This window comes from Rossellomorea sp. NS-SX7 (assembly GCF_052828565.1).
This window is the reverse complement of sequence record NZ_CM128249.1, coordinates 1,728,571-1,746,268: the sequence shown is the minus strand read 5'-3', so window position 1 is coordinate 1,746,268 and position 17,698 is coordinate 1,728,571. Positions and strand designations below refer to the sequence as shown.

Annotated in this window: 17 protein-coding genes and 1 riboswitch; of the genes, 5 read left to right on the top strand and 12 right to left on the bottom strand. The window is 41.5% G+C overall.

Going from position 1 to position 17,698, the window contains the following annotated elements; translation table 11 throughout:
* Positions 1 to 51: 51 nt before the first annotated feature.
* The 3 genes from pruA to ACUXV2_RS08530 all read right to left on the bottom strand — a co-directional run bounded on the left by pruA (position 52) and on the right by ACUXV2_RS08530 (position 3,841).
* Positions 52 to 1,683: an L-glutamate gamma-semialdehyde dehydrogenase gene (gene pruA, locus ACUXV2_RS08540; protein ID WP_446246584.1), complete on the bottom strand. Its 1,632-nt coding sequence runs from the start codon at positions 1,681 to 1,683 to the stop codon at positions 52 to 54.
* A gap of 39 nt (positions 1,684 to 1,722) precedes the next feature.
* The gene (locus ACUXV2_RS08535; RefSeq protein ID WP_446246583.1) at positions 1,723 to 2,640 is read right to left on the bottom strand and encodes a proline dehydrogenase family protein; all 918 of its coding nucleotides are present in this window, start codon (positions 2,638 to 2,640) and stop codon (positions 1,723 to 1,725) included.
* A 670-nt stretch (positions 2,641 to 3,310) separates the two neighbouring features.
* Positions 3,311 to 3,841: a GNAT family N-acetyltransferase gene (locus ACUXV2_RS08530; RefSeq protein WP_446246582.1), complete on the bottom strand. Its 531-nt coding sequence runs from the start codon at positions 3,839 to 3,841 to the stop codon at positions 3,311 to 3,313.
* Between the two features lie 249 nt (positions 3,842 to 4,090).
* Between ACUXV2_RS08530 and ACUXV2_RS08525 the strand changes: the two genes are divergently transcribed.
* Both ACUXV2_RS08525 and ACUXV2_RS08520 read left to right on the top strand, forming a co-directional pair.
* Positions 4,091 to 4,417, top strand: coding sequence for an antibiotic biosynthesis monooxygenase family protein (locus ACUXV2_RS08525; protein WP_446246581.1), 327 nt, complete (start codon positions 4,091 to 4,093; stop codon positions 4,415 to 4,417).
* A gap of 450 nt (positions 4,418 to 4,867) precedes the next feature.
* Positions 4,868 to 5,752, top strand: a complete 885-nt coding sequence (locus tag ACUXV2_RS08520) for an STAS domain-containing protein (RefSeq protein WP_446246580.1) — start codon at positions 4,868 to 4,870, stop codon at positions 5,750 to 5,752.
* Between the two features lie 150 nt (positions 5,753 to 5,902).
* Here ACUXV2_RS08520 and ACUXV2_RS08515 read toward each other — a convergent pair whose 3' ends face one another.
* Complete coding sequence (locus ACUXV2_RS08515) at positions 5,903 to 6,772, bottom strand: AraC family transcriptional regulator (protein ID WP_446246579.1); 870 nt, start codon at positions 6,770 to 6,772, stop codon at positions 5,903 to 5,905.
* 342 nt (positions 6,773 to 7,114) lie between these two features.
* A riboswitch (TPP riboswitch) is annotated at positions 7,115 to 7,229 on the top strand.
* Between the two features lie 149 nt (positions 7,230 to 7,378).
* Between ACUXV2_RS08515 and thiC the strand changes: the two genes are divergently transcribed.
* A complete protein-coding gene (gene thiC / locus ACUXV2_RS08510; RefSeq protein WP_446246578.1) occupies positions 7,379 to 9,163 on the top strand; it encodes a phosphomethylpyrimidine synthase ThiC in 1,785 nt (594 codons plus the stop codon).
* A gap of 21 nt (positions 9,164 to 9,184) precedes the next feature.
* Positions 9,185 to 9,352, top strand: coding sequence for a serine protease (locus tag ACUXV2_RS08505; RefSeq protein ID WP_446246577.1), 168 nt, complete (start codon positions 9,185 to 9,187; stop codon positions 9,350 to 9,352).
* A gap of 111 nt (positions 9,353 to 9,463) precedes the next feature.
* Here the strand turns inward: ACUXV2_RS08505 and ACUXV2_RS08500 are convergent, their stop codons facing one another.
* The gene (locus ACUXV2_RS08500) at positions 9,464 to 9,991 is read right to left on the bottom strand and encodes a DinB family protein (protein WP_446246576.1); all 528 of its coding nucleotides are present in this window, start codon (positions 9,989 to 9,991) and stop codon (positions 9,464 to 9,466) included.
* Between the two features lie 154 nt (positions 9,992 to 10,145).
* Positions 10,146 to 10,925 carry an alpha/beta fold hydrolase gene (locus tag ACUXV2_RS08495; RefSeq protein WP_446246575.1) on the bottom strand — a complete coding sequence of 260 codons (780 nt, stop codon included), beginning with the start codon at positions 10,923 to 10,925 and terminating at the stop codon, positions 10,146 to 10,148.
* 536 nt (positions 10,926 to 11,461) lie between these two features.
* On the opposite strand from ACUXV2_RS08495, the gene ACUXV2_RS08490 reads away from it, so the two are divergent.
* Positions 11,462 to 12,982, top strand: a complete 1,521-nt coding sequence (locus ACUXV2_RS08490) for a glycine betaine uptake BCCT transporter (RefSeq protein ID WP_446246574.1) — start codon at positions 11,462 to 11,464, stop codon at positions 12,980 to 12,982.
* A gap of 250 nt (positions 12,983 to 13,232) precedes the next feature.
* Here ACUXV2_RS08490 and ACUXV2_RS08485 read toward each other — a convergent pair whose 3' ends face one another.
* From ACUXV2_RS08485 to ACUXV2_RS08460, 6 genes are all read right to left on the bottom strand, one after another.
* Positions 13,233 to 13,664 carry a VOC family protein gene (locus ACUXV2_RS08485; protein WP_446246573.1) on the bottom strand — a complete coding sequence of 144 codons (432 nt, stop codon included), beginning with the start codon at positions 13,662 to 13,664 and terminating at the stop codon, positions 13,233 to 13,235.
* A 193-nt stretch (positions 13,665 to 13,857) separates the two neighbouring features.
* Positions 13,858 to 14,205 carry a VOC family protein gene (locus tag ACUXV2_RS08480; RefSeq protein WP_446247027.1) on the bottom strand — a complete coding sequence of 116 codons (348 nt, stop codon included), beginning with the start codon at positions 14,203 to 14,205 and terminating at the stop codon, positions 13,858 to 13,860.
* 509 nt (positions 14,206 to 14,714) lie between these two features.
* Positions 14,715 to 15,149 (bottom strand): hypothetical protein, encoded by a 435-nt coding sequence (locus ACUXV2_RS08475; protein ID WP_446246572.1) that lies wholly within the window; start codon positions 15,147 to 15,149, stop codon positions 14,715 to 14,717.
* A gap of 3 nt (positions 15,150 to 15,152) precedes the next feature.
* Positions 15,153 to 15,347 carry a helix-turn-helix transcriptional regulator gene (locus ACUXV2_RS08470; protein WP_446246571.1) on the bottom strand — a complete coding sequence of 65 codons (195 nt, stop codon included), beginning with the start codon at positions 15,345 to 15,347 and terminating at the stop codon, positions 15,153 to 15,155.
* 748 nt (positions 15,348 to 16,095) lie between these two features.
* Positions 16,096 to 16,779, bottom strand: coding sequence for a copper homeostasis protein CutC (locus tag ACUXV2_RS08465; RefSeq protein ID WP_446246570.1), 684 nt, complete (start codon positions 16,777 to 16,779; stop codon positions 16,096 to 16,098).
* Between the two features lie 40 nt (positions 16,780 to 16,819).
* Positions 16,820 to 17,488 (bottom strand): Type 1 glutamine amidotransferase-like domain-containing protein, encoded by a 669-nt coding sequence (locus ACUXV2_RS08460; protein WP_446246569.1) that lies wholly within the window; start codon positions 17,486 to 17,488, stop codon positions 16,820 to 16,822.
* Positions 17,489 to 17,698: the final 210 nt, after the last annotated feature.

The following is a 17,698-nucleotide window of genomic DNA, read 5'->3' as shown; positions in this document are numbered from 1 at the left end:
CCATATCGGGAGAGCTTTTGTGAAAAAGGGTGAAGATTCACCCTTTATTTATTATTCCTCATCCATGAACGGATAGGTAATGTCTGTCGTTGGAGCAAAGTTTTCCTTGATGATACGTGGACTGGTCCAACGAATCATGTTGAAAATAGAACCTGCTTTATCGTTTGTACCTGATCCGCGGGAACCACCGAATGGTTGTTGGTTGATGACCGCACCAGTTGGCTTGTCGTTGATGTAGAAGTTACCAGCTGCACCGGATAGACGGCGTTCCAAGTGCATGATCGCTTCACGATCTTGAGCAAAGATTGCGCCCGTTAATGCGTACATGGAAGCTGTATCCACTGAAGTCAGTGTTTCTTCTAATTGATCGTTTTCGTATACATAGATCGTTAATACAGGTCCGAAAATTTCTTCGGTCATCGTTTTGAAGTTTGGATTCGTTGTCACGATGACAGTCGGTTGTACGAAGTATCCAACAGAATCATCGTACGTACCGCCGGCAATGATTTCAGCTTCTTCAGAATCGGCCGCATAGTCGATGTAGCTTGTAATCGAATCAAACGCCGCTTGGTCAATGACCGCACCCATGAAGTTCCTGAAGTCTCTGACATCCCCAACTTTAAGTTTAGCTGTTTCTTCCACGACGCCATTTTTCACTTCTTCCCACATGCTTGCAGGGATGTAGGCACGTGAAGCTGCTGAACATTTTTGACCTTGGTATTCGAATGCACCGCGAACAAGTGCAGCGACTACTTTGTCTGCTTGTGCTGTTTCGTGAGCGAAGACAAAGTCTTTACCGCCTGTTTCCCCAACTAGACGAGGATATGATTTGTAGTTTGTGATGTTTTCCCCTACTGTTTTCCAGATCGTCTGGAACACGCTTGTTGATCCAGTGAAGTGGAATCCGGACATGCGTGGGTCTGTTAAGACAACCTCTGACACTTGTGAACCACGTGATGGCACGAAGTTGATAACACCTTTAGGCAGTCCAGCCTCTTCCAGGATACGCATGAAGTAGTAGTTTGATAGTAAAGCCGTTGTTGCCGGTTTCCACACAACCACGTTCCCCATAATCGCAGGAGCTGATGGCAGGTTACCACCGATCGCTGTGAAGTTGAATGGAGAAATTGCTAAGACGAAACCATCTAATGCACGATACTCTAAGCGATTCCAAATGTTTTTCATGCTGTCAGGCTGCATTTGATAGATTTGGTTCGCATAATCAACGCCAAAGCGTAAGAAATCAGCTAGTTCTTGTGCCGCATCGATTTCCGTTTGGTAGGCTGTTTTGGATTGACCTAACATCGTAGCCGCATTGATCACGTCACGGTATGGACCAGAAATCAAGTCAGCCGCTTTTAAGAAGATGGATGCTCTGTGCTGCCATGGCATATTGGACCAAGATTCCTTCGCAGCCATTGCCGATTCCACTGCATCACGCAGTTCTTTTTCTCCAGCTTGTGAATAGGTAGCCAATACATGTTTGTGATCATGTGGCATCACCACTTGCTTCACTGTATCTGTTTTGATCTTCTCGCCATTGATGATGACCGGGATCTCAACCTCGATACCAGCTTGGCGTTCTAATTCAGCTTTTAACGTTTCTCTTTCTTTCGTACCTGGGGCATATGTATTACCAGGCTCGTTTGTAGGTTTTGGGATGTTGTAAATTCCGTTACTCATGTTCATCACATTCCTTTCTGATTTCGTTCTGTCTGGATGTTACTTGCTGAAGATTCCTTTTAATGCAAATGCGATGTTTGCCGGCCGTTCCGCCAGGCGTCGCATGAAATACCCGAACCAGTCCTCGCCATATGGCAGGTAGATGCGGACTGTATATCCTTTTTTCAGTAAATCGGACTGCATTTGGTTTCGCATGCCATATAGCATTTGAAACTCAAAGCGGTCATTCGGGATATTGTGTTCGTTCACTAACCCGATGGTATAATCGATGATCGCTTCGTCATGGCTTGCGACCGCTGTATAATGGCCGTTCAAGAGCTGCTTTTTGATGAGATGTTTCAGATTCTCATCCACTTTTTTCTTCTCCTGGAACGCCACTTTACCCGATTCATTGTATGCACCCTTCACGAGCCTCAAATAGGGGGAATACTGATTGAGATCATCCACATCCTCCTCTGAAACATAGAGATAAGATTGGATCACCGTCCCCACATTTTCGTACTTTTGACGGAGCTTCTTGTAAATGTCAAGGATGGCATGGCACCTCGAGGAATCCTCCATATCGAGAGTGACCGTGATTCCGCTCTCTTTCGCCTTGACCAGAATCAACTCCATATTTTCTATGACAAGATCTTGACTGATATCCAATCCCAGGGAAGTCAGTTTGACAGAGATTTCAGTGTCCAGCCCATGATAGGCAATTGCACTAATACTCTGGATACATCGTTGGACATTCTCCCGCACCACCTCTGTGGAATCGACGAACTCACCAAGATGATCGACTGTTACCTGGAATCCCTCCTCGTTCAATTGCGTAATCAATGGAATCGCTTGGGCAAAGGTTTCTCCCCCCACAAGCTTGTTAGCCCCAAATCTTGAACCCCACCGTTTCGCCATCTTATCCAACGCCTTATTGTGGGAAAGAAACAAGAAGAAACGCTTACTGATTGCTTCCATGATTACAACACCTCCTTATAGTGACTGTTACCTCAAGTTTAGGGTGATTAAACGAAGAATGTAAATCTTAAGAAAATTATATCGAGAATACTGGCTGGGAAACAACGTGCTCGAGCCACAAACATTTGAGTGTTGATTTATGGTGTATACACAAAAGCTGGGTGCGTCGGCTGGGTAATGGAAGCGATTTAGGAATTTATGCTTGTTGTATTTTTCACTGGTATGTAAAAACGTTCCGTGTCGTGAAGGCAGTCGCAGCCGTTAATGAAACGGTTCCCATATTGAGAGGCGAATATGGCTGCGATTTTTGATGCTAATGTTCATGACTCCTCTCAAAACGTACCCTTTGCGTACATTAACCTCTAGATTTTCATATTCGGTAACAATTTTTTGCATATTCCAGCTTGATATGCTGCATTTGAATGTATATCTGCCCAAGTACAAGGTTTATCTGCCATTATCCCATTTTATCTGCCATATTTTCGATTTATCTGCCATTCTATAAAACCTGACAAACGCTGCATCATGCAATAAGATGTGTTGTGGGCATTTCTCCTTGCTGAGGGACGGTCCCTTATAAAACATCACACACATTTAATTTCCTCGTGATTAAAAGAAAAGTAGAGCAGGAAACGTCCCCACTCTACTATCACGCATGTTTCTTATTAATCTAGTCGTCTCCTATGTACTTCTCCATGCGGATATCAGACCACATTTTATCTTGCCAAAAGGTGAAATCTTCTATCATGCCAATCTCCTTATACCCTAGCTTCTGATACAGCTTTTGTGCCTGTGTGTTAAATTCAAACACGCCCAGTTCAATACGTTTAAGGCCCTGCTTCTTAATCTGTTCCTCAAGATATTGGATTGCCGTATAGCCAATTCCTTTCCCCCTGCCTTCGGGCTCCCCAATCGTAATTCCAATCCAGGCTGTTCCTTGCTCTTTCTTGTATAGATGGTTCGGATCGACCATATAGTTCATTTCCCCAATCAACTGATCATCCAGATAAATCAGGTAGATATGAAGATGTTCCAAGCGTTCTGTTAAGCTATCAAGAGTAATGGCGCTCTGGCGTTCCAGTTCTGACTTGTTTTGGTTAGGGCGAGTCATCGGTATCAAAGCGGGGTCGTTCTCCCACCGATTTAACACATCTACAAGTGGTAGTGTAGGTTCAGTTAATTTGATGAAGTATGTATTCATAGGCCCTCCTTTTTTAATCATTATTATTCCAAATTTATTGATTTTGAGCAATGCTCTTGTTAATCGGGGACGGTTCTTACCTGCTTTTTCATGGTAAAGGCGGTATATGATTTTATTATAACTGTAGCAAGTGTAGAACGTTTGCCACCGTGGGACATGGATCTCTGTCAGTTAAACCGTTCACCCCTTACTGGTAGTTTTATATTTTATGATAAAATTCTAAATATACAAATAGTTGGAGGTTATCATATGTCTTTTGCACAGACACCTTCCCCACCTTATTATGCTGTTATTTTTACTTCTCGAAGAACTGAAAAAGATGCTAAAGGTTACAACCGTACAGCTGATCTAATGGTTGAGCTCGCTTCTAAACAAAGTGGATTCTTAGGAGTGGAAAGCTCAAGAGATCAAGATGGATTTGGAATAACTGTTTCGTACTGGGATTCGCTAGAATCTATTAAACAATGGAAGAATAATTTGTCACACCAAAAGGCTCAAGTAAAAGGAAAAAAGGATTGGTACTCGGCATACATAACTCGAATTTGCAAAGTAGATCACGATTACCACTCATTGTAAAACTGTTCAAAAAAAGCTTCGATTAAACATGAAGCCTTTTTTCGCACGGTTTGAGTAAGGGTGAACTCAGTCAAAGTTTCTCATATTTGACAAACCTTTATTGAAGAAGGTAATAGCCGTTACTCTCGACTGATCTTCAGCTATCACCCACTATAATGGAATATGTAGTAATGATTCTTATCTTTACTAGTATGAAACATTTAACCCCCCCTTTAGTTGTTACTCATAATGTAACAACTTAACGCGGGAAATGATTAAGTCATTAGATGTAAATAAATCCTATTTCCCTTGTACATCTTTTGTTCAACTTTTCCTTTTACTTTTTTACAAGGTCATAGTACATTTATCATATTAGCAATTGTATCAAGAATATGGTTGCAGGCTGATATGATATCAGTGAAAATAGTGGGAATATTCACCTTATCTTGTTTAATAGAAAGTAGGCTTATCATGCAGGTATCGAAAGATTTTTATGAGTATATGACTGAACGAACTTGGCAGCTGACGGAGAGCTGGTATGAATCATTAGACAAAAGTGATCCAACTGGGGTGTATAATTCTCAGGATCCAAAGGTAATCCAAACCTTAAAGCGACAAAACCACGAATTCCACGAACAATTTTGTGTCCTTTTTAAGGATGTGGGACAGGATACGCTTCTGAACTTCGAAAATTGGATCGAGCAAATCGCCAAAGATGAAGAACATTTACAAACCCCCATACATTATATACTGAGGGAATTTTTCAGAACCCAGGATCAATACTTGGAGATTGTAAAAGATTTCACCCGTGAACATCAAAATAGGTTTTCTCCAGAGGAAATCGAGTTTTTAAGTGAGTTGATCATTCAGACGTTCAGTCTCGTTATCTCTAAATTTGCTGAAGAAAATTATGAGTACTCACAAAGGCGTCTTGGTGCTCAGCAGGAAATGATCAAGGAACTGAGTTCTCCTATCATACTTATAGATGAAAAAACAGGCGTCCTGCCCCTGATTGGGGATATTGATACGGGAAGAGCAAAATATATTCTTGAAAATACGTTGGCTGAGTGTGCGGAAAAGAACGTCGAACATTTATTCATCGATTTATCCGGTGTTATCATGGTGGACACCATGGTTGCCCACCAGCTCTTCCAAATCATTGACAGTCTTGGTTTGATCGGTGTGAAGTGCACCCTTTCCGGAATCCGTCCCGAAATTGCACAAACAGCGGTTCAATTAGGGATTGCATTTGACAACATCTCCACCACGTCTACTCTTGCAAAAGCATTGAATAAGTCGAGAAAGAGAATAGAGGTTAAGAGCGAGGATTATTTTCGCTTTCAGGCTGTCGAGTAAGTCTCGACAGCCTTTCTTTATATCAATTACTTTAGTTTGCTGCTTCTTAAGTAATAGAGTCTTCCATTAAATGGCCCATTCATGAAGAAAGACGCTTTCCTTATTACAGAAAAGCGCCCGTTTGCCAAAGACCGTATACACATAATGAACTTATTTAATCGGGATCCAAATCTCCGAGTATAAATCCGGACTATTGGGATCCTCATCCGTATATAATTCAAATTCCGGTGTACCCGCATGCTCATACCCAGTGGAAGGGAACCATTCGGAGAAAATTCGTTTCCACGCTTGTTGCATCGCAGCAGGCATTGGTCCATGCACTTCAAAAACCGCCCACTTGGAAGCAGGGATTTCTAAGCTCATCATCCCTTCTGGCACCTTCCCAGCGTAAGAAGTGGCCACCCAATAATCAAACACATTCGCCTGTTTTTGCTCATCACTGACTTCTCCACACACACCCAATACTCCTTTTACTGTCCCGTCATTCAATTGAAACAGCCTATCGGTTGTTCCATTTTGATTGACCTCTTCCCAAAGTTCCGGGATGCCTACTACGTTTTCTTCCTCTGCCACACAAGCAAATTCCCGCTTAATCCCGACGATTTGAAACGCATTCTTCTCGACTACACTATACTTCATTGGTTCTGCCCCTTTCAAAGTTACCTGGATGATCAGGCGGTTATAGGATTGCAGTTTCCTCTTATACTTTCGCGCCTCACTTGGAGAAACCCCGTGCTGTCTGCGGAAAGCCTTGGAGAAAGCCTCGGGAGTGTCATAGCCATATTTATAGGCAAGGTCAATGATCTTCGCATCTGTTGCCAGCAATTCTTCTCCGGCCAATGTTAACCGCCGTCTTCTTATATAGTCACCAACCGTCATTTCTGTCAAAACGGCAAATGTTCTCTGAAAATGAAACGGTGACACATTGGCTTGTTTAGCAATACTGTCAATCGCCAAATCTTCCAATAAATGATTTTCCATGTACTCAATTGCCTTTTGTATTGACTCCACCCATGCCATGGCCTTCAACTCCTTATTGTCATCTTAGCAACTATTAAAAAACGTATCCTGTCAATTTATGCTTTGTTGTGGCAGGTTCGATTCACATATTTACGAATGGATAGCTTTAGTGTAACAAGGTTCTTATTTAGAAGACATTCATTTAGAACATGTTTGATCAAATTTTTTCAATAAATCGGTCCAACGCCAATAACCAGGCGGTTTTTAATCTCAAGAAAGCGGCCTGATTAATGAAGAAACTAATCTCATGTGCCCCTTTTCCCCAGCTCATCCCTTAGTCTCATTTTCCAATTTTTCCTTTTATCTTAATGAAGTCTCATGTATACTGATATCAAATTGAATAGAAATAACTAGGGGAGTCCAATAAGTTGGGCTGAGAGAGAAACACGTTGAAGTTTCTTGACTCTTGGGACCTGATCTGGTTCATACCAGCGTGGGGAAGTTAGCAGCGTCATGATAGTCATACTACTTCTGTATACATATTAGCCGGGTCCAATTATTTATTGGACACCGGCTTTTTTATGTACTTCATTAGCTTTTATTAGCTTTCCACTTGTTGTGTTCTATATCTTGTCCTTACATTCAAAAAAAGGAGAAATTATGTCCATGTCTTCAACTTCACTAAACGAACAAAACATTTCCATTATGTCTAATTTTTCAGGCAGCAAAAAAGTATATGTAACAGGATCTAGACCTGACATTAAGGTTCCAATGCGTGAAATCGGATTAAGCCCGACAACCGGTACGTTCGGAGAAGAGGAAAATCCTCCAGTACGCGTGTATGACACCAGCGGACCTTACACAGACCCAGATTATGATGTCGATATTACAAAAGGTCTTCCTACCCTTCGCAGATCATGGATTCAAGAACGCGGCGATGTGGAGGAATATGATGGCCGTGAAATCAAGCCTGAGGATAATGGGTATAAAGATGAAAACGATCCTCGCACGAATCATAACGTGTTTCCTGGTTTAAAGCGGAAACCGCTACGGGCCCAGAATGGGAAAAATGTTACACAGCTTCATTATGCAAGAAAAGGAATCATCACCCCGGAAATGGAATTTATCGCCATTAGAGAAAATATGAAAGCTGAATTCGTTCGGGATGAAATTGCAAAAGGTCGGGCAATTATTCCTTCTAATATCAACCATCCAGAATCAGAGCCCATGATCATAGGCCGTAACTTTCATGTAAAAATCAATGCGAATATTGGCAACTCTGCGGTTTCATCTTCTATCGAAGAAGAGGTTGAAAAAATGACTTGGGCCACGCGCTGGGGTGCAGATAATATTATGGATCTATCAACAGGGAAAAATATCCACACAACACGCGAATGGATTATTCGTAACTCTGCGGTTCCTGTCGGCACTGTCCCGATTTATCAGGCGCTTGAAAAAGTAAATGGTATTGCTGAAGATCTTACCTGGGAGGTTTACCGTGATACCTTAATTGAACAGGCAGAGCAAGGTGTTGATTACTTCACCATTCATGCTGGTGTTCTTTTGCGATATGTCCCGTTAACAGCTAAACGTTTGACAGGTATTGTATCCCGCGGTGGGTCCATCATGGCACAGTGGTGTCTGCACCACCATAAAGAAAGTTTCTTATATACTCACTTTGAAGAAATCTGCGAAATCATGAAATCGTATGATATTGCATTTTCTCTAGGAGATGGTTTGCGTCCCGGATCTATTGCAGATGCAAACGATGAAGCGCAGTTTGCAGAATTAGAGACTCTTGGAGAGCTGACAAAAATTGCGTGGGAGCATGATGTACAGGTGATGATTGAGGGTCCGGGGCACGTACCGATGCACATGATTAAAGAAAATATGGATAAACAACTGGAAGTATGTCAGGAAGCTCCATTCTACACACTCGGACCTCTTACGACTGATATTGCTCCTGGTTATGATCACATTACATCTGCTATTGGAGCTGCAATGATTGGCTGGTATGGGACAGCGATGCTTTGTTATGTCACACCAAAAGAACATTTAGGTTTACCGAACAGAGATGACGTCCGTGTAGGGGTTGTCACGTATAAAATTGCTGCACATGCTGCTGATTTGGCAAAAGGACATCCCGGGGCCCACAAGAGAGATGATGCCTTATCAAAAGCCCGCTTTGAATTCCGTTGGAGGGATCAGTTTAACTTATCTTTAGACCCTGAACGTGCAATCGAATATCATGATGAAACTTTACCTGCGGAAGGGGCAAAAACAGCGCATTTCTGTTCGATGTGCGGTCCTAAATTTTGCAGTATGCGAATCTCTCAAGATATTCGTAATTATGCAAAAGAAAACAAACTTGATACAAAGGAAGCGATTGAAGCAGGTATGAAGGAAAAAGCTGAGCAGTTTAAGCGAACTGGCGGCAACATATATCAGTAACTTTCTTAGGGGGCTATTAGGGTGAAGGTCGAAAAAAATGAAGAGGAAATTAATCAACTCAAAACTCACCTTGCTATTTTGGAGAAAAAGTTAAAAGAGATCCAGCAAAATTGTGATCATCATTTTAAAGGAAATCAACATCATGAAAAATGTATCAAGTGTAATAAAGTTGATGTTTTATATTATTAATAAATAAAAGTCCTCATTAGAAGTAAAGCTAAGAGATTTCATAAGAAACCTTGCCTCAATTATTTAGTTGGGGCAAGGTGTTTAATTTGCTATATTAAAGATGCGTCTACACTAACCTTTATCGGAACTCAGATACCGATCCATCAACAACGTTCGATGATGGATCTCATGCCCGGCAATAATGTACGCAATAGCTCGGGCTGTCATTTCGGATCCATTTGCTTTTCCACGTCGGAGCAGTGCTTCTTCATCCATACTGCTTAGAAGTAGAATGGTGTTTTGACGGACAAGAGATTGATGATGTAAAAGCTCCGATAGGGAGAGTCGATTAAAATTGCCCCTTCTCACATATTCATCATCATGATATCCTGGCAGCATCTCCTGTTCTCCTCTGCCAATACAGAGAAGGCGGTAGCACATAATGCGCTCCGTATCGGTTATGTGGCCCATGACTTCCTTGATTGTCCACTTTCCCGGAGCATACTGAAACTGGGCCTTTTCCTCGCTTAAATCTTTTAACAAATGCATAGTTTCCTTTAGTTGAACATCTAGAATATGCAACAGATCTCCTTCTTGTACATTGTTCACGTATTCCATATAGTATGGAGCGTACTCGTTTGCCTTTGGTTTACTCAGCATAGCTTCTCCCCCTTTTGTATGTCGTTCACTTCTGCACTTTAACATCTTAATCATCTCGTAATTCCCTAAGCAATCAAAGAAGCATAGGGACGGTTCTTGTGCTTCCGAAGCAAGAGAACCGTCCCCATACTTCCAAGTAATTGTTAAGACATTATTACTTGAAAAAGCTCGTAAGTATTGGCAACAGGGTTTTCCCGTCAACCATGTGGTCTTGATTTGCAAGTTGTACAAACTTTGCGTTTGGAATTGCCTTTGTTAGTTGGCGACCGACATTGTTTATTGAGGCCGGACTTTTTTCACCAACGATTATTTGCATAGGTATGGAAATTTGTGTAGCTCGTTCAACAGGTGGCATATCCTGAGTTAGAGTAATATCATAAGCAAGGGTTGGAGCTAGAGCTTTCGTAGTTCTCCAGCCGGGAAGTAACGGCAACAATAATACAAATACTTTGGGCATCCCAATACCCTTCAAAAAGGTAAGCATTGCTTCTCCATTTTTCCCGTTATCGAGAAGTTTGTGTATTTTTTTGCTTAATTGTTTGTATTCGGCTTTTTCTTTCTCGTCATGTACATATGGCGCATCATACATAATTACTTTTTTCACTTTGCTGCCTAGTCTAAGAGCTGCCTCAAGTGCAATCACAGCACCAGAAGAATGACCATACAAATGCGCCGTTCCCCCTGCTGCATCAATCATGGCTTCGATATCTTCAATTTCACGTTCTACCGTATAAGGCAGTGTGTTACCACTATCACCTCGTCCACGACGGTCGTAATTGTAAACAGTGAATTCAGTGGCAAATATTTCGGCATCTCGCACTATGGGCTTAAATGAGCGATGGCAGCTTGCTCCCGTTATGTAAATGAGCGATGGACCATTACCGTAGACATCGTACGCCAAGGTTGTGCCGTCTTTTGACTGGGTTGTTTTCATATATATCACCTTTCCCCTCAAAAAATCGATGAATTTCACCAATAAGCAACTGTCAACATTTCAATCAATATACTGCCACTACAAACATTAAAGTACATAAATATCAATTTCTACATTACCAATAAATCTCCTTCTATTTCTTCCATTCATATGGGTTTGTTTGACCAATTGATAAACATAATAACCAGGAATATTAGAAAACAAATGATGATATTCTCTATCCAATTAATTTGTCTGTTCACGATACCTTGCCAACCAGTTAATACTAAGAAATATATTAAGGGGTAATGTTAAATAGAGTCATTTAATTACTATTTTTCTATTTGCGTTGAGCTTCAAAGTAATGGATCTAGGAGCATTCACCACCATCCCCTAGTAATTGTATAGCTAACAAGGATGAACTGTTCTCTATGTTGAATACCGCGAAATTTGACGAAATATGAAAGCCACAGCTCTTTTTCTAATTTTTCAATTTATGGTTTAATGGATATTTGTACTATGTACTAAGGATTATCTATTAAAGTAGTAAAGGATTGATGCAAATGGACAGGTCCGTTTTTAGGATCTCGGTAGGCATTGCAATGGTTTTCGTCCTGATAGGGGTATTGATACCTGAACAATTGGGATCTGCAATGGAAGTAGCAAAAGGATTCGTACTTGAGAAATTCGGCTGGTTTTATCAGCTGGTCGCCACATTTTTCCTCATATTCGCCGCGTTTATGATTTTCAGTAAATATGGAAAAATCAAATTAGGGAAACAAGATTCACAACCCGAATTCAGCAGACCGACTTGGTTCGCGATGCTATTTTCGGCTGGAATGGGAATCGGTTTGTTATTTTACGGTGTCTCTGAACCAATCTCTCATTTTTCCTCGCCACCTGCAGGAGAAGGCGGGACGGCACAATCGGGAATTATGGGAATGCGATATACCTGGCTTCACTGGGGACTGCATGCCTGGGCGATTTATGCCATCGTCGCATTGGCACTGGCCTATCAGAAGTTTAACAGAGGGGCGCCTGGATTGATGAGTGCGACTCTTCATCCTGTAATTGGTGAAAAAGTGAAAGGCCCAATCGGTAAGACAATTGATGTTGTCGCCGTGTTTGCGACATTATTCGGCGTTGCGGCATCATTAGGATTGGGATCTCAACAGATCAATGCTGGACTGGAATATCTGATCGGAATTCCAAACAACTTTTTCGTCCAGTTCATCATCATGATGATCATCACTGTACTTTTCATTGTTTCAGCAACTACAGGCATTTCGAAAGGAATCAAGTTATTAAGTAATATCAATATGTCGTTGGCTGTCATATTGTTTATTGCCATGCTCATACTTGGTCCAACGTTATTCTTGATGAATATGTTTACCACTACCATGGGCAGCTATTTGCAAAATGTCGTTCAGATGGGCTTGCGCTTGTCTCCTTTCAATGCGGATGAAGCAGCGTGGACCCAAGGCTGGACTGTGTTCTATTGGGCTTGGTGGATTTCCTGGACTCCTTTCGTTGGGATGTTCATTGCACGTGTGTCCAAAGGACGTACCATCCGTGAGTTCACGATCGCGGTTTTACTTGTGCCATCGGTTGTCTGTGCCTTATGGTTCACAGTATTCGGCGGAACGGGAATCAACCTCGAGATGGCGAAGGGCTTGGATGTTTCAGGACAAAGCCTAGAGACGGCTCTATTCTTTGTTTATCAACATCTTCCGTTCGGCGCGATTCTATCGGTATTGACTGTGGCACTTATCACGACCTTTTTCGTCACATCAGCCGACTCCGCAACCTTTGTTCTTGGAATGCTCACAACAGGCGGGAAATTGAACCCTCCTAACCGTGTGAAAGTGATATGGGGAATCATCCTGGTCGCATCCACACTTGTTCTGATGGCATCTGGTGGACTGGCCGGACTGCAGACAGCCATCATCGTAAGTGCACTTCCGCTTACATTCGTCGTGTTGGTCATGTGCTATGGATTGGTCAAACAGCTAGGAAAAGAATACGATTTCCAAATGAACCATTGGAAATCGAATGAAAAGGATAAAAAGGTAGGCTAAGGAAAAGACCTGTCCCGGAAAAGGGGCAGGTCTTTTTTTGTGGGAAAATCCCCTCGGTCTTAAAAGGAACTTGGTTGACTAAAGATAGGGTTGAGTCTCTATTTATCTATGTTAAATCATAAATGCCCTGCATCTGTACATTGACCTCGTGTGATTTACTTGTTTCGTTAGACACAACATTTGCTTTTAAGCCTCCTGTCTATATTCGAACAGAGGCTTTGTTTGTTGGAGAGAGGAAATCTGTTGGCTATTACTGCGGTTGCTCTCCTGGAACATTCACTTGGAAAGTAACGCCGAATTTGTCCGTTACTTGCCCGTACAAAGGGCTCCAATCCGTCTTCTGAAGGGGCATAATGACCTGTCCCCCGTCTTCCAAAGCGGCGAATATTTCTCTGGCTTCAGCCTCTTCTTTAGGGTGGAGGGCAATATGAATCGTATTCCCTGGCTGATAAGGCATGCCTGGAAAAGTATCGCTGAACATGAGATCTGCGTTGCCGACTTGCAAGTGTGCATGCATTATGCGATCTTTCATATCATCCGTCAACGGATGATTCGGGTCAGCCGGCATATCTCCAAACGTCATGATTCCCATCACTTTACCGCCTAGAGCTTTCTCGTAAAAATGGACTACTTCTCTTGTGTTACCGTCAAAAATCAAATACGGGTTCAAACTCATTGACATCCTTCAACAGCTCCTTAGTTCTGATTCTTCTTTCAATACTAAGTAATTCCCAAGTGCAGAAACCACCGTCATTATTACCTATAAATACACTCTACATCACAGAACGTACGTTCGTCAACGAAAACATAATTGATCACTCACAATTTTTCGTTAGTTGAATACCAGGTTCCCGATCCACAGCTATCGCCTCCAATTATTTCTCCCAAAGCTCAATCAATCTGCCTTCAGGATCTTTAATCCAAACAAACGCACCAAATTCACTAACCTCTTTCTCCTTTACAAGGGATACTCCAATCCGTTCAAAATGCTCAATCGTCTCGTCCAAATTATGAACTTGGAAATTTAACATCACTTGCTGTTCTGTGGGGAAGTAAGGATCGTCTTCAGTAAAGAAGGAAAAAATAGTCTCATTTCCTGATTGGGGTTGAATAACAGTCCCATTCCAACCTTCAATTTCAATCTTTAACACTTCACTGTACCATTTCTTTACTGCTTCCAGGTTTTTTGTCCTCCAAAATATTCCTCCAAAACCTTTTATCATCATACTAAGCTCACTCCTTTTTTAAATTTTTCGTTTAAATTAGAAATTCAAGAAATAAAGACATATTCCTTCTGCGCATGTAATCAGTCAATAAGTATTTGTTGATAATTGAGATAAAGTCCTTCTTCAACGAACAGTCCGTTAGCACTTCGGGCATGACTCCCAGTACGTTAAAGCTTCACCGCACCGGGGGTCTGGCCCCACAACACGCGTGCCCACTCTGTCTTTGAATAAAATAAAGTGCCAGGCTCCCCCTTCTAATCCATCAGCGTTGGATGAATTCTGGCACCTCTTTATTTCTTTTTTCTTCTTAAAATAATAACTGTAGTCAATACAATAAGGAGTAAAAACATACCACTAGTCATTTGCCCTCCACCCCTCTTCAAGTGTTTACATCTGATCGATCACAAGGAAAAATTCGGTTTGATTGTGTCCTTATTCGTTTCAGGTTGTTAGGAACCAGTTTATTCATCACACGTTGTCTCCAACCTCTGATGTTTATCCTTTTGTCATGTTTCTTTCGTGATATGGCGAAACATCAATGGAGTGAACAGTGATAAAAGCAGAATACCTAACGTTATCCACCACCCGATCGATTTGAAAGTGTCCTCCGGAATGATAAATGTGTATCCCAAATACGATAAGAACAAAACCCCTTGAAGCAGCTTCAATGCTTTCGCATCTGCTTCATTTTTCTCGGCTACCAGTCTCTCATCCGTCTCGGATACAATCACTTTAGGATTCTTTTTTATCTTCATAAGTTTAAGAGAAGAAGCTATAGCTGTACTAAAAGGAATAAGCGATAAGGCTAACAGGGCTTTGTTGTTAGTGAATGAGAATTCCGCTATTTCGAAAATGAACCAAGTGATAAATAAAGCCATGCTAACAAGTAAAGATACACCAATGGTTACTTTTGTTTCCTTTACAATCTTTTCAGCACTCATCTGTCATTCCTCCCAGAATAAATCATTTAAGGTTTTATTTAAGGCTTTACATATGGCCGTACATAATTTCAGACTCGGGTTATAGTTTCCAGCTTCGATTAGATTAATGGTCTGCCTAGTGACTCCAACGATACTTGCTAACTTTTCTTGAGACACATCCGCTTCAACTCGTGCAATCTTCATTTTTCTGTTTTTCAAAAAATTCAACTCCTCCTAAATTAATACTATTCAGAATATTATGATATGTCAATTATATTTTACATATTGTCATGTATTTTAAACAGGATAAGCTTTATATGTTCCTATTTTAACGGTTAGGAGGGGAATCACCGTCCAATTTGCAGGCAAAAGAAAAAACGCTTGGGGACGCGTTTTTTCGTGATTTTACTTTTGAGTTTTAACTGGCTGAATAAGAAAAAAGTGGGGAATCTAAATCAAATTCTGCTTCATAATCGCCACATTTATTCCTGGTTTATCATAACCGTTTACTGGGGACGGTACTTATTCTACTTTTTAAATAGAAACGTTGGACACAGCCGGGCTGTGTAGTTTTTTATGAGGTAGTTCACTTTTTAGAAGTTTGAGTGGAAGCGTCCGAATTCTATCCAAATGTATCTGTCCCAATCTCCAACGATTTTTCGACAAGTTGGTTGATAAACGGGAAAAGTGGAATGTATTTTAAAAATGTGGAACGTAAATCCGAAAAGTGGATCGTATTTTTCAAAAGTGGAACGTAAACGCAGAAAGTGGAATGTATTTTTAATAGTGAGGGTATTTGGTAAACCTGGGACAGTTCTTATCCTACTTTATACTTGTAAATCAAACAGTCTAGTAAGGTTTTTCAGAGGATGTGGTTCATCTTTTTATAAAAATGAGAAAAGTAGAGCGGGAACCGTCCCCCTCTACTCTTCTTATGCTGCTTCTCGCATTTCTGTTGCCATTAAGCTTATTGACCTTTTAATAGTTGAACAATTTCTTTCGCTTTTTCCAGATGAATTCCTTCGATCGGGCTATGATTTTTTCGCACAGCTGTACCAAAATGATAATATCCTGTATTTACTGTTGAATGAACAGAACGAATATTGCTTGCATTTAATCCACTTCCAACCAAAATTGAAATATGCTTGCATACAGTTTTCATTTGCTGAATGGTTTGCAAGCGACTGGAAAATTCACCATTTCCACCAGAAGTCAAAATCGTTGTTATTTCTTTGTATTGGGCTAATGTTTTAGCCGCCTGAACGGGATTGATTGAACAATCGATTGCTCGATGAAATGTAACCTCCATTCCACTGCATTCCATCAATAACTCTTCAAGCATATGTTGGTTGACTTCATGTTTCTCATTCAACACTCCCAGTACAACACCATTTGCACCTAATGAACGGATTATGTTTATATCATTTTTCATGATCAATAAGTCGTCATAAGAGTAACAAAAAGATTGGCTATGAGGCCTTACCATCACATTGACTGGAATGCTTACACGGTTAACTACAGCTTCGATCAAAGAATGACTTGGTGTTAAGCCGCCCTCTGATAAAGCGGATACCAGCTCAATCAAATCTGCCCCTGATTGTTCAATTAATACAGCATCTTCTAACGTTGTCGCAATAAATTCTATGAACATAGTATCAACCTTTCTTATATGCTGCTGCGACAGAATTACCTCAAGGCGAAAACAGCTTCCAATTCCCTTCGGAGATCACTTTGACCTCTCTGTCCATCACTTTGATGGCGGTTTGATCATCAACCGCATACGCCGGCCCCTGCATCCCGGCTGCCCATTTCTCTGCGGCGGCCATCGTATTATGTGGCAGCATCTCGTGATCCAAGTGAGGAAAGATGGAGAAATCGACCAGTCCCAACGCGTCATCGCCTCCGCCGGGTGGAGTCCAGCCAACGAAGAATTCCCCGATGTTAGGGGCCATCACCATACTCCCGGCGCTAATTCCCACATAGACTGCTTGCAGAGACGGCAAAAGCTCTGCCATTCCCGATTGCTTCATCCAGTAACTTAGATACAAGGCGTCGCCACCAGATACCAGCAGGACGTCCGTCTCCCTGACCAGCGGAATCCATCGGTCTTCGTCAATACTTGGCAGCGCAGTGAGCTCCAGCACGCCAACCGACTTCCAGCCCAGGTCGACCATGGGATTCTCGGATTTGCCGCTAATGAACTCCCAAGTTCTGACGCCGGGGCCGACCCTAGGGTGTCCGTACATCGCGGTGGGGATGCACAGGGCGGTGGATTCGGCAATCGGCTTGTCAAGCATGTCAAGCAACGCGTCATGAATACTTTTATTATTTACGCCTGCAGATGTGAGTAGAAATTTCATGGCTTCATCTCCTTGTGGTTGTGTTTAATTGTCATCATTTTTTATATTTATAAGAAAGCAAAATTGAATTTCCTTTATTATAGTAATCTTTCCTGTTCGTTCGATAAGGAATTCAACTAAAGGGGCCGTTAATCCTTCTTGCATCAACGGCCCATTTAGTTGAATGATTTCTTTTAACATTAATTATTGTTACAAATTAATTTCGTGCAA